This window comes from Bacillus sp. FSL R5-0397 (assembly GCF_038593395.1).
GTDB lineage: Bacteria > Bacillota > Bacilli > Bacillales > Bacillaceae > Bacillus > Bacillus altitudinis.
Window position 1 is genome coordinate 252,224 of record NZ_CP151992.1, and the last position, 13,377, is coordinate 265,600.

Below are 13,377 nucleotides of genomic sequence, written 5' to 3' on the forward strand. Positions count from 1 at the left end.
GATACGTGTTCAGAGGGAAGAGGAAGTCATTTCCTCTTTCTTTTTTGTTTTGTTTTTTTCAAAATAAGGGTAAAGGTAGTTAATCAGTCTAATAGATTGAACAGTTGAAAAAGCGCTTTCTTTTGAAATAAGCATGTTCGACTATTTCAGAAAATGGAGAATTAAGAGATAATATAACAGGCAAAAAAATGAACAAAGATAAAAGTTCAGATCAGAAAGTATTTGCCAATGGAATGAAAGGTGAGCTGCTATAAAAGAAAGGCGCTTGCTCGACACATGCTCTGTATTTTAATCGAAAGGTGTTATGAACATGAATCATTTGCATCGTAGGATGGGAACTTTCGCTTTAATGATGGTAGGTCTTGGCTCAATCATTGGTTCAGGATGGCTCTTTGGTGCGTGGCGGGCTGCTCAAATCGCCGGCCCTGCTGCTATTTTGTCATGGTTGATCGGGATGGTTGTTATTTTATTTATCGCATTGTCTTATAGTGAACTCGGGTCGATGTTTCCAGAGGCAGGCGGAATGGTCAAATATACGCAATATTCACATGGCTCTTTTATTGGATTTATCGCCGCTTGGGCAAACTGGATCGCCATTGTATCAGTGATTCCTGTTGAGGCAGTGGCCTCCGTTCAATACATGAGCTCATGGCCTTGGGAGTGGGCAAAGTGGACAAGCCATTTGGTCACAAAAGGGGTTTTGACGACCGAGGGGCTCATGGTGGCAAGTGTGCTGCTGGTGATTTATTTTCTGCTCAATTATTGGACAGTTGGGTTGTTTTCAAAGGCGAATACATTCATTACGGTTTTTAAAATCGTCATTCCAGGATTAACAATTGGTGCGCTCTTATTCGTAGGTTTTCATAGTGAGAATTTTACTTCTGGAACAAGTATTGCGCCGAACGGCTGGGCGAGTGTGCTCACAGCTGTGGCAACATCAGGGATTGTGTTTGCTTTTAATGGCTTCCAAAGCCCGATTAATATGGCAGGAGAAGCGAAAAATCCAGGGCGTTCGATTCCAATCGCCATTGTTGGATCGATTTTGATTGCAACGGTCATTTATGTGCTGCTGCAAATCGCTTTTATTGGGGCTGTCGATCCATCAATGATAGTGAATGGCTGGGGGCATTTGAATTTCAACTCGCCATTTGCTGACCTTGCCATTGCGCTAGGGATCAACTGGCTTGTCCTTATTTTATATGCAGATGCGTTCGTTTCTCCTTCTGGAACAGGGATTACGTATACGGCGACGACGTCTCGTATGATTTATGGGATGGAAAAAAACAAGTACATGCCGAGTGTACTTGGTCGTCTGCACCCAATTTATGGTGTGCCTCGTCCAGCGATGTTTTTTAACTTAGGCGTATCGTTTATCTTTCTGTTTTTGTTTAGAGGATGGGGGGTTCTCGCTGAAATTATCTCTGTGGCGACCCTGATTTCCTATTTGACAGGACCTGTGACAGTAATGACGCTGAGAAAGACGGGCACAGATTTATATCGTCCACTGCGAATTAAAGGACTCAAAATCATTGCCCCACTCGGTTTTGTCTTTGCATCATTGACACTGTACTGGGCGAGATGGCCGCTGACGGGTCAGGTGCTGTTCATTATTCTTATCGGTCTGCCAATCTATTTTTACTATCAAGCAAAAGCGAAGTGGAAGGGCTTTGGCCGTCACTTTAAAGCAGGTGCTTGGATGGTTGTGTATTTGCTTGTGATGATGACGATTTCTTGTCTCGGCAGTGATAAATTTGGCGGGTATAACGTCATTCATTATGGCTGGGATATGGCGCTCATTGCAGTTGTGGCGTTGTTATTTTATATGTGGGCACTCAAAAGTGGATTTGAAACAGAGTTTTTAGAAGATGCGAAAAAAATTAATGATGAACTGCGTGCTTCTCAGAAAGAAGCCGCCTCATCTAAGGAATAACGGAAGGGCTGCCTGAATACTGCGGGCAGCCTTTTATTTGGATGAGTGATGCATGACATGCTGCTTTAGCCAAGTGGTAACACCGTGTAGAACGGTGGCTGTCACAAGACAGATAAGCGCATATCTCCATAGCTGATCTAAGCCTTGTCCACTAAGCCAAAAAACAATACCTAGAATAAAGAGAGTCAGAATGAACATGAATAAAAAAGATGCTGACCAGAAAAAAGCCTTCATCGAAGGTCACCTCCTCGGGGTATTGTATGCAGGCCGAGGGAGGATCAGACCAGCAAGAAAGAAGTAAAAATATCGTGAAATCTATTTCAAAAGTCAGATAAAAACGCCAAGTGATTTGACAGTTGTGTTAAGATGAGAGCATATTTTGAGTGTAGATGGCTGGTTATAGACGGAGGTGTTTGGAGATGCAGATTCAAAAGGTTCTAAACAATAATGTCATTAGTGTGATAGATGAACAAGGAAAAGAAATCGTCGTCATGGGCAGAGGCATCGCTTTTCAAAGACGTCCCGGCGACCCGGTGGACGAGGCGTTAATTGATAAAGTGTTCCGCCTAGAAGATCATTCCGTACATGAGCGGATGAAAATGTTGCTTCAAGAGGTTCCATATGATGTCGTCAAGGTGACCGAGGAAATGATCCAATACGCACATACAAAGCTGAACCGAAGATTAAACGAAAGTCTGCATGTATCGCTGGCAGACCATATTCATTACGCCATCGAACGATTAAAGAAAAACCACTTGATTGAGAATTCGCTGATTTGGGAGATTAAACGTTTATACAAAGATGAGTTTCTCGTGGCGAAGGAGTGCCTTGAGATGATTGAAGATCGTCTTCATATTGAACTGCCTGAAGATGAAGCGGGCTTTATTGCCATGCATATCATTAATGCAGAGCTCAATGAAGACATGAATACAACGGTTAATATCACAAAAGAAGTGAATGCCATACTGACCATTGTGAAATATCACTTGAACATGGAATTTGATGAAGACTCGCTCAACTTTTATCGTTTTCTCACACATTTACGCTTTTTCGTACAGCGTCTCATCAACGAAACGTTACTTGTCAGTGAAGATCAAGATTTATATCAGCTGATTAAAGTGAAATATCCGAAGGCGTACGAATGCGCAAAGAAAATCGCGGAATATGTGTATCAAACGTATCATCGCGACCTGACATCAGAGGAGATGCTCTATCTATCGATTCATTTGAATCGACTCATCAAACGAGAAAAATAAAGATAGAATTTTAAAAGAAAGCGTTGACATCATAAAAAGTGAGTGGTACTATTTGCTCATAAACATAAAAGAATACGGTTTCACAATGATCGTCTTAGAGGATTGTGACTGTTCGGCAGGCAAAACCTAAACGTTCACTGAAAAAGCGCAATAGCAAGTTGCGACTATTTTTGGTGCCCGTTTAGGTTTTTATTTTGCCTAAAAACGTATTTTTTTGAAAAAAAGGGGGTTTTTGTATGAGTCATCGTCAATTAGCAGAAGACATTATCAAACATATCGGGACAGAGAAAAATGTTCATTCATTGGTTCACTGTGCCACAAGACTTCGCTTCACATTAAATGACAGATCAAAAGCAGATAAAGCGGCCATTGAAAAATTAAATGGTGTGGTGACTGTCATGGAAAGCGGCGGCCAGTTTCAGGTGGTCATTGGCAACACCGTACCAGAGGTATATCGAGAGATTGGAGAGTTTACGAATCTATTAGAGGATTCCACTTCTTCATCTGCTAGATCAAGTGAAGAAAGTACAAGTCTTTTCGGAAAATTCGTCGACATTGTTTCTGGAATTTTCACACCGCTTCTAGGTGTCATGGCGGGTGCCGGTATTTTAAAAGGACTTCTAGGCATCTGTATCAATGCAAAATGGTTATCTCCTGAAGATACGTCGTATCAAATTTTATTTGCCGCATCAGACAGCTTGTTCTACTTCCTGCCGCTGCTACTCGCATTCACTTCTGCTAGGAAGTTTAAAGCGAATCCATTTGTCGCTGTGACGATTGCAGGTGCACTGATCTACCCGACTATTCAAGAGCTCACAAAAGGCGGCGGAGATGTGTCGTTCTTCGGCATTCCGGTTGTCTTAATGTCTTATACATCAACGGTTATCCCGATTATTTTGGCAGTGTTTGTGATGGGATATATCGAACGTTTCTTTAACAAAGTCATTCATGAAAGTGTGAAAAACTTTATTACACCACTGATTTTACTGGTCACGGTCGTTCCACTGACACTGATCGTATTTGGACCATTTGGTGTGTATGCAGGGAACGGAATTGCAGCCGTCCTGCTGAAAGTATTCTCCTTTAGCCCTACACTTGCCGGTGCTTTAATTGCGATGGCATGGCAGGTTCTTGTCATCTTCGGTATCCATTGGGGGCTTGTGCCAGTCATTTTAAATAATATTGCGGTTCATGGAAAAGATCATATTAAGCCGGCCACTGCGCCAGCTGTATTTTCACAAGCCGGTGCTTCAATCGGTGTTATGCTGAAAACAAAGAACAAAAAGCTGAAATCATTAGCTGGATCGACAGCGGTTTCTGCTGTATTTGGAATTACAGAACCTGCTGTATACGGCGTCACACTTCGTTTGAAAAAACCATTTATTGCAGCGGTTATCTCTGCCGGTGTCGGTGGTGCCATTATCGGTTATTCACAAAGTATTGCGATCGCGTCAGGTCTTCCGAGTTTACTGACACTTCCGATCTTCTATGGTCAAGGGTTTACAGGATTCTTAATCGGAATTTCCGTTTCATTTGTCCTTTCAATCGTCTTAACCTATTTGATTGGATTCAAAGATCCTGTGGATGAAGAAGATGCCCCTGCAACTAGTTCTGCACCAGCATCTGAAAATGAACATGGTGTCAAAGCAGCTCATGTGAAAAGTCCTTTATCTGGCGAAGTCATCAAGCTAGAAGAGGTGCAGGATAAAGCCTTCTCATCTGGCGCATTAGGTAAGGGTGCAGCCATTATTCCATCAGAAGGCAAGCTGTTTGCACCAGTAACTGGAGTCGTGACAACGGTATTCCCAACAGGACATGCATACGGTCTCACCTCTGAAAGCGGAGCAGAAGTACTCATTCATATTGGACTGGATACTGTACAACTTGGGGGCCGTCATTTTACGCCGAAGGTTGAGCAAGGCCAAACCATTACAGAAGGTGAACTGCTTGCGGAGTTTGATATTGAGGCCATTCAAGCAGCAGGTCTTTCTGTCACAACACCTGTGATTATTACCAATTCCGGTGAATTTAGCGATATCATTGAGACAGAAGAAAAACAAGTGACACCAGGACAATCATTTTTACACTTAGTTTAAGAAAGGGAGGACATAATCATGAGATATTCAACACTAGCACCATTTCCAAAAGACTTTTTCTGGGGCGGATCGACTTCCGCCTATCAAGTAGAAGGTGCATGGAACGAGGATGGCAAGGGACCTTCAGTCATTGATATGAGAGAAAGCTATCCTGAAGGAACAACTGATTTTAAGGTAGCCAGCGATCACTATCATCGATATAAAGAGGACGTGAAGATGTTTGCAGAAATGGGCTTGAAGGCTTATCGTTTCTCCATTGCATGGACACGTATCATTCCAGATGGAGATGGGGAGATCAATCAAAAGGGAATTGACTTCTACCATTCTCTCATTGATGAATTGCGCCGCTATGACATTGAACCAATTGTGACGATGTATCACTTTGATTTACCTCATGCGCTTCAAGTGAAAGGCGGTTGGTCAAATCGTTCGACAGTCGATGCGTTTGAACGTTATGCGGAGGTTTTGTTCCAGGAGTATGGCGAGAAGGTAAAATATTGGCTGACCATTAATGAACAAAACATGATGATCTTACATGGATCAGCTCTAGGTACACTGGATCCAAATTTAGAAAATCCGAAAAAAGAACTATATCAGCAGAACCACCATATGCTTGTGGCACAGGCGAAAGCCATGACGCTTTGTCATCGTTTGCTGCCTGAGGCAAAAATCGGACCAGCGCCAAACATCGCCCTTATTTACCCGGCATCTCCAAAACCTGAGGATGTCATTGCTGCGGCTAATTACAACGCGATCCGCAACTGGCTATATCTTGATATGGCGGTATTCGGTCGTTATAACAACCTTGCATGGGCATACATGAAGGAAAAAGACATTCTTCCTGTGATTGAAGAGGGAGATATGGATATTTTGAAAAGTGCAAAACCAGACTTCATTGCCTTTAACTACTACACATCTCAAACGGTTGAAGCGAGTAAAGGAGATGGTAATGATGAATTTGCCCGCGGCGGAGATCAGCATTTAAAATCTGGTGAAGATGGCGTCTACAAAGGCGGCAACAACCCGTTCTTAAGTAAAAATGCATTTGGCTGGGAGATTGACCCTACCGGTTTCCGATCAACGATGCGTGAGATTTACGACCGCTATCAGCTGCCTCTTATTATTACGGAAAACGGGCTAGGCGCTTTTGACAAGTTAGAAGCGGATGGATCGATTCAGGATGATTATCGAATTGATTATTTAGAAAAACATATTGAACAAATCAAATGGGCGATCACTGACGGTGTTGAGGTATTCGGGTACTGCCCGTGGTCAGCCATCGACTTAATCAGTACACACCAAGGCTGCTCAAAACGCTACGGTTTTATCTACGTCAATCGTGATGAATTTGACCTGAAAGACCTGAAGAGAATTCGGAAAAAGAGCTCCTATTGGTATGAAACATTGATCGAGCAAAATGGAGAGAACATCGGGAAGTAACAATATCACACTAAAAAACCCCTAATTTTTAGGGGTTTTTTTCTCTTCATGACTTGTAACTATATCAACTGGATGTATCAAGTTTTCATCATCATTATCCTCATCAGTGTAAGGCATAATAAGTGAATCCAACTCTTCTTTATCATTGACTAAAGCAACGTAAGTTGTATAATCCTCTAAATCTGATGGAAACAATTCAGCTTGACCAACATTACTTTTCAATGCTTGGTCAATAGCACTCTTTAATTCAATTAAGCCCTCACGATTACCAATAATATAAGAATCCATATGCCAACTTTTTTGAGCATATATATGACAAATCTTATCTCTATCTTTCATTCTCTCATTACACCCTTCCTGAAGAATTTAATTGATTATGTGCCAACACGCCAACCACATAAAACGTCAAACGTCTCTTTGGCTTTTATGGCGTCTAACAGCTTTTTATCTCTTTCAAGAAGACTGCTTTGTATGTATGCTTGCTGTTTTTTCAACTTGCTGGAGTTTACCGATCACATCGTACTCTCTACTATCATTATACCCCGAATTTCATCTCATTTATAGACTGTTTTCCGCCCGCATCAGCCCGTATACTGTTATACGCAAGTCAAAAACGATAAGGGATGTGGCTGTATGAATGACAAGAAAGAAGTTTTAGATCCTGGGCCGTTTTTTCATGGGACGAAAGCGGAATTGAAGATTGGGGACCTGCTTGAGCCGTTGCATTTATCCAATTATCAGGATAAACAATCGAACCACATCTATTTCACCGGAACATTAAATGCAGCCAAATGGGGAGCTGAATTAGCCCGGTCTGATGCAAAAGAGAGAATTTATGTTGTAGAACCGACAGGCGAGTTTGAAGATGATCCGAATTTGACGGATCAAAAATTTCCCGGTAACCCGACCCGTTCTTATCGATCGAAATCCCCTTTGAAAATTGTCGCAGAATTAGGCGCTTGGGAAAGACATTCCGATGAAGAAATCAACCATATGCTGACGTCGTTGAAAAAGTTAAGGGAAGAAGGAAAAAATGTCATATACGATTGATTCGTATGTGAGGAATAGATGAATAAAAGGCCGCCCGATCTCACTTGGGCGGCCTTTTGTGCTATTGAAATAGGACATGCATTAGCTCATCAAATGTCCTTGCATGTGTCAAGGATTGAAGGCGGTCAGGACTGTCTAATAAATCGACAGCTTGTTCAAAAAATTGATTCATGCAGGCAGCGTCATCTTTCTGAATAGCTAACAAGAAAATCAGAGATACTTGATCGCCCTGCCAATCAATTGGCTGTTTCAATCGTGCAATTGCCACGCAGGAGGTGCCTTCATTTGTGATGAGCGGGTGAGGCATCGCAATCCCCTTGCCAAGATAAGTAGATGACATTTGCTCCCGCTCCAGCACGGAGGAACGAAAAGAAGATGAAACAAGCTGATGCGCCTCCAACCGGCTGCAAAGCGTATCTAATACCTCTTCTTTGCTTGAAAGGTTCACATCCAACAAGGTCAATCGTTCTTGGAAAAAAGCCATCAGCTCCTGCGAAGGGGCACCGTGTCCGTTTAACAGGTGAATGACCTCACTCACACGCTGGACATCATGATGTTCAAAAAAAGCATTCACTTGAATGATTGGTTTCCCCTTTGGTGCGAGAGGTACGGTTGTAATAATTACATCACATGGCAAAGTGGTGCTAAAAGCGTAATCCTGATAAGAATAAAGCTCAACAATCTCAAGCTCATGTTGAAAGGCCGCCTTCAATTTAATTTCAAGCAGACGTGCCGTTCCTAGTCCAGATCCGCATACAATAATGGCCCTCTTTTTTTGCGAGGTGTCAAGATGACTTCTTTCAAATGAAGCAGCAATATGTAAGGCAACATATGCCGCTTCATCTTCATTTGGCGTCCGTACCAGCTGTAAGGCATTGAGTCCGCTGACAGCCAAATCAAACGGATAAGGGTAAGATGTTTTGATCTCATGCAAAAGCGGATTTTGTAAAGACACACCGTATTGAATTCGATTTAATAATGGCTTCATATGCAGCATCAAATCTTGACGCAGGATATCGTCATCTACAAAACGATGACCGCTTATTTTTTCAATGTGCTGGAGAAATCGTGTCACTGCCTGACGTACTTCTTCTGTTGTTTGGTGCTCATCGATTTCTTTCCACGTTTGATTCGCTAAGAGATGCATCACCAAGTAATCTGTTTCATCCTCTGATAAGGTGACATGAAACGTGTCGCTTATTTGATGCGTGATCTTTTGAGCGATTCTTGTTAACACTGGCGGTCTTTGTGTGTGAGTAGTACTGGCGGGTATCCGCTGTTTTTTTTGCGTTTGTTGAATGGCAATCGCTAAGTGAATCACTAAATTCTTTAGGGCAATATCTTTAATGAGCAGTGATTCTTGATATAGATTTGTCAGCACAATGGATCGAATGGTTTCGAGTGAAATGTCAGGGAAATGAAGCTGTTCCCGCTCAGTTATATGAGATAGGGCGGGTTCTTCTTCAAGCAGTAAGTCTGCGTAGCACGTCCTTTTTTGCAATTCGTCTCCGTCTACTTTTAAGCCAAATCCAGGCTTTGAGACAAGGGTCATACCGTAACGGGCTAACAGCTCCCGTCCTTTTTTTAAATCACTGCTGACCGTCATACGGCTGATGAACAATTCTTCTGCTAATTGATCAATTTTTAAGTAGTCTGATTGAAGCAATAGTTTTCTCATCATAAATCGTATGCGCTCTTCTGGCATGACGGGTACGAGAGAGCGGGCAGGAAGCTTTTGCTGATGAAGCCAAAGCAGGAAAGCGTCTTGGTCACTTGTTAAGAGCGTATACCCTTTCCCGCGGATGGTCTTGATCATGGCTCCAGCTTGCGTTAACAGCTCGTTTGCTTCTTTGATTAAATTGCGGATGGAGCGGTCAGATAAGCGAAAAGAGGCAGTGAGCTCCTCCAGCTTCACGAACCCTTTCGTTTCAAATAGCCGCTGAATGAGCTGGTAGGTTCGAGTATCTGCCGTCATCATCATTGCGCCGCTCCTTGTTCCTTTAAGGCATCAGCTCCAAGGGCGATGGCTCCCATTAAACCAGATAATCCGTCAAAGGAAGGCTTTGTGACGATTTCATTTAATGGCTTTGGTAATTGTAAGTAACCATGAAGACGTTTGTCTGTTTCTTCAAGGATGAGCGGCAGCAAGGCCGGCTGTTTCATGACACCTCCACCAAAAATAATGCGTTCTGGTGAAAGGGTGAGTAATAAATTTGCGGTCATTTGCCCAAGATAATAAGCTTGAAGTGACCAGGCCGGATGCTCCTCTGGCAGCATTTGTGCCAATGTATGATAGCGGCCTTCTATGGCAGGTCCAGATGCCAATCCCTCTAAACAATCATGATGGATCGGGCAGCAGCCCCCATAGGTGTCATGAGGGTGGCGCTGAACAGTGATATGTCCCATTTCTGGATGAAGCAGTCCGTGAATGAGGCGGTTTTCAATATAGGCACCGCCACCGATTCCCGTCCCAACCGTGATATAGATCAAGGAATTTGGTCTGTCTGTTTCCGTTGAAAAACGAGCTTCACCGAGCGCCGCACAGTTCACATCCGTATCAAGCTTCATAGGGAGACCGAGTGCTTGTTTTAAGGTTGAGAGTAAAGGGAATTGGCGCCAAGCTGTTTTGGGTGTTTCGAGAATCGTTCCATAGCTGGGGCTGTGTTCTTTTACATCGACAGGTCCGAATGCGCCTATGCCAATCGCATCAACTGGATGCTCTGTAAAGTATTCGATCACTTGCCGGCATGTTTCTTCTGGGTTCCCTGTTGCAAAGGAAGTCATATGTTCAATCGTTCCGTCTGTTGTTCCGTAGCCGCAGACAAATTTTGTACCGCCTGCTTCGATGCCTCCAATTCGCATGATCAATGCCCTCCATTAAAGAGAGGCGGAATCCAAATGGATCCCGCCCCTACATGTTCATTTTTTCTTTACAATGTAGGTTTGTACCTGACAAGGTGTGAGCGGTTCAATGTGTAATGATCCATGTTGTGCTTTCAGTATATGTCCTTCAGGTGTTTCGCCTAAATTCGCTGTTTCTCCATGTTGTAGAGATGAACTATTGATTGAAGCGGCTGTTTGACGTGTTAAATATGGATTGAAGAGACGAATGACAATGCCTGTTCCATGCTCTTCCTTTTTCAAAGCGCTTAGAACGGCCCCGTCTGTTTCAATGTCAAGCAGGCTATAAGTAGATTGTAAGTCTTCTTTTTCATCTCGGAAAGAGAAAATTAAACGACCGTTTAAAAAGTCTGCCCGCTCGTAGCACTGAACCGGGGTGGTGTAACGTTTAGCAAGCTGAGCCAAGTGTCCTTCACTTACCGCTTCTTGGCTATAGTGCATGCCAAAGGAGAAAGATAGCGATCCTTGAAGCTGGGCGTCAGGTGTTTCCACGATTTTTTCTCCAGAAGCCCGGCCGGGACGGTAAAGAAGGTTTTCTTTCCCCATTTTTCCGAAACAGCGGAAGAGTGTGTAAGCAATGGTTGTGTAGCCCGCGCCTGTGATTTGGTATTCTCTGACGCAGTCCGTCAAAAGAGAGACACCATATGCTTCATCGCGAAGTGCAACAAATGATTGCATGGGTTCAATGGTAATCGGTTTTTCTTCCCAATGTTCATTGTTCCACCATTCAAGCTCTTGCGTCAGCTCCGTTGGACGTTCGATGGTGCCAAACTGTTGATCGCTGAGTGATACGTTTGATGCAATACCAGTATCAAAGAGTACCCGTAGACGGTGGTCTAGTGCATGGTTGTCCACATTCACATGAAAACGGATGACCGCTTCATCTTTATTTAAAGCCACCTTCGCTGTGATCGGGAGGGAAGTCGTCCCCTTTTGCTCCGAACGTTCCTCTAAATCATACGGGACAGTCAATTGAAGCTTGATGGTGAGCTCTTCCTGTAAACTGCTTTTAGATACGGTAATGTCTGCTGATGAGATATCTTTAGATGATACATAAAGATCCTCGCGCGGCGGGGAATAGTTGTAGGAATCCCCATCATCTCCGTTGTCTTCAAAGATCATTTGCTCAGAGAACGTTCGTCCAGTCTGTTTATCCGTGATTTCTAATGACCCATTGTCATTTGCTGTAATGTGGTAAAACGTATTTTCAATGACACGGCCTTCTGTTTTTTCCAAAATGGATTCACTAGATTCATCGAAAACCATGCTGACTTGTGTATAACCAACGGATGGCAAGTCGACTGCTTCAATGAGTAAAACAGCTTTCCATACTTGCTTTGGCATGTACACTTCTTTGCTTGGGTTAAGTGAAATCTGCTGTGCTAAGACATAATCTGTCACATCGGTTTTGCTTTTGACTGTGTAGTGAAGCGTTCGTCCATCAGCGTCTTTTAGTGTAAATGGACGTTCTGTGATAAAGGTTTCGACTTCAATGACTTCAGAGCGCTTTGAAGGCAGTGTGTTAAATAAAGTGAACGTGATTTCTTGCTCAGTTTGAAGCCGGATGGCGATGAGACGCATGTGTAAGTCCACAAGATTCTCGGCGATTTCCTTTGCCTGTTTATAGCGGAAGAAGACATCTTGATTCGTCGTATCACTGTTACAGCCGCCAATGCTGTCATGCGCTGCATTTTCAAACATGAGGTACCAAATATCACGCACCGTGTCATGCGGATAGTCATGTCCGAGTGAATAGCTGATTGTAAGGATCGGCTCCATCACATTGACAAGATAGTTTTCAATTTGGTTGTTTAAGATTTTCAAATCTGCTCTTGTTGAAAAAATAGACTTATGAATTCGCATATGCTTGGCATGAATGAGCTCTCCTTCTAATGTCTCAAAAGAAGTCCGCTCTTTTTTCACTGCTGCAATGTAGTCTTCTAAACTGCTGATTTGATAGTGGTGCTCGTCTATTTCATTGGCTTTTTCTAATAAGTCAGGCAGGTTTTTACGAATAGGCGCTTGGTCAAAGCCATTTGGGAAATAGACATTCTTGGTCGTAGCTTTTGCTTGCAGCGCCCCGATTTTTTCAGAAAGAAAGGCTTGCAGGTCTTCATCCTTCTCAGGAATATTTCCTCCGTAGTAGTAGCCAAATGGCAGATTCACTGCAAACACTTCACTGCCATCCGCCCCGCGCCAATTAAATTCTGTGTGATTCGTCATATGATCAGAAACGCCGCGCCAAAAGGCTGTATCGACAATTCCAAAGCCTTGATAAATTTGAGGCATTTGTGCAGATTGACCGAAGGAATCAGGGACATAACCGACCTTCATGACATGTCCAAACTGCTGACAGCGCTCAATCCCATATTGCAGATTCCGTACAATCGATTCCCCAGAAATAACGAGCTGATCCGTTTGTGTATACCACGGACCGATGATGAGGCGTTTTGCTGTGACGAGCTGTTTGATTCGATTTGCATCCTCTGGGCGCCATTTCAAGTAATCATCTAGCAAGGATGCTTGTGCATCGAGCATGAAGTAATGGAACCGTTCATCTGTTTCGAGGGTGTCCAATATGTCCATTACGCTTTTCATTAAGTAGATACGGGAGCGGGAGGTGGTAAAATACCATTCCCGGTCCCAGTGAGTATGTGGAATCACATGTACATTGACAGTCATTGTGTAACGACACCTTTCTTTG

The 13,377-nt window shown here is 43.2% G+C and carries 10 protein-coding genes; 5 read left to right on the forward strand and 5 right to left on the reverse strand.

Annotated features, from left to right (window positions below):
• Window positions 1–310: 310 nt before the first annotated feature.
• Window positions 311–1,930, forward strand: coding sequence for an APC family permease (locus tag NSQ70_RS01405; protein WP_342502383.1), 1,620 nt, complete (start codon window positions 311–313; stop codon window positions 1,928–1,930).
• Between the two features lie 33 nt (window positions 1,931–1,963).
• Here the strand turns inward: NSQ70_RS01405 and NSQ70_RS01410 are convergent, their stop codons facing one another.
• Window positions 1,964–2,164, reverse strand: coding sequence for a hypothetical protein (locus tag NSQ70_RS01410; protein WP_024719046.1), 201 nt, complete (start codon window positions 2,162–2,164; stop codon window positions 1,964–1,966).
• 185 nt (window positions 2,165–2,349) lie between these two features.
• Here NSQ70_RS01410 and NSQ70_RS01415 point away from each other — a divergent pair, with 185 nt between their 5' ends.
• The 3 genes from NSQ70_RS01415 (at window position 2,350) to NSQ70_RS01425 (ending at window position 6,722) form a co-directional block, all read left to right on the forward strand.
• Window positions 2,350–3,186 (forward strand): PRD domain-containing protein, encoded by an 837-nt coding sequence (locus NSQ70_RS01415; protein ID WP_008343858.1) that lies wholly within the window; start codon window positions 2,350–2,352, stop codon window positions 3,184–3,186.
• 236 nt (window positions 3,187–3,422) lie between these two features.
• The gene (locus tag NSQ70_RS01420; protein WP_056703117.1) at window positions 3,423–5,282 is read left to right on the forward strand and encodes a beta-glucoside-specific PTS transporter subunit IIABC; all 1,860 of its coding nucleotides are present in this window, start codon (window positions 3,423–3,425) and stop codon (window positions 5,280–5,282) included.
• Window positions 5,283–5,300: 18 nt separating this feature from the next.
• Complete coding sequence (locus tag NSQ70_RS01425; RefSeq protein WP_008343856.1) at window positions 5,301–6,722, forward strand: glycoside hydrolase family 1 protein; 1,422 nt, start codon at window positions 5,301–5,303, stop codon at window positions 6,720–6,722.
• A 21-nt stretch (window positions 6,723–6,743) separates the two neighbouring features.
• Here NSQ70_RS01425 and NSQ70_RS01430 read toward each other — a convergent pair whose 3' ends face one another.
• The gene (locus NSQ70_RS01430; protein WP_052320704.1) at window positions 6,744–7,061 is read right to left on the reverse strand and encodes a hypothetical protein; all 318 of its coding nucleotides are present in this window, start codon (window positions 7,059–7,061) and stop codon (window positions 6,744–6,746) included.
• A 294-nt stretch (window positions 7,062–7,355) separates the two neighbouring features.
• Between NSQ70_RS01430 and arr the strand changes: the two genes are divergently transcribed.
• Window positions 7,356–7,772 (forward strand): NAD(+)--rifampin ADP-ribosyltransferase, encoded by a 417-nt coding sequence (gene arr / locus NSQ70_RS01435; protein ID WP_268383263.1) that lies wholly within the window; start codon window positions 7,356–7,358, stop codon window positions 7,770–7,772.
• A 61-nt stretch (window positions 7,773–7,833) separates the two neighbouring features.
• Here arr and NSQ70_RS01440 read toward each other — a convergent pair whose 3' ends face one another.
• The 3 genes from NSQ70_RS01440 to mngB are packed head-to-tail and all read right to left on the reverse strand — an operon-like array spanning window position 7,834 to window position 13,355.
• Entirely contained in the window at window positions 7,834–9,753 is a 1,920-nt protein-coding gene (locus tag NSQ70_RS01440; RefSeq protein WP_319078371.1) for a BglG family transcription antiterminator, read from the reverse strand.
• On the reverse strand, window positions 9,750–10,634 hold the full coding sequence (locus NSQ70_RS01445; RefSeq protein WP_024719038.1) for an ROK family protein: 885 nt from the start codon (window positions 10,632–10,634) through the stop codon (window positions 9,750–9,752). Before NSQ70_RS01445 ends, NSQ70_RS01440 begins: the two co-directional genes overlap by 4 nt.
• Before the next feature lie 57 nt (window positions 10,635–10,691).
• The gene (gene mngB / locus NSQ70_RS01450) at window positions 10,692–13,355 is read right to left on the reverse strand and encodes a mannosylglycerate hydrolase (RefSeq protein WP_342502384.1); all 2,664 of its coding nucleotides are present in this window, start codon (window positions 13,353–13,355) and stop codon (window positions 10,692–10,694) included.
• Window positions 13,356–13,377: the final 22 nt, after the last annotated feature.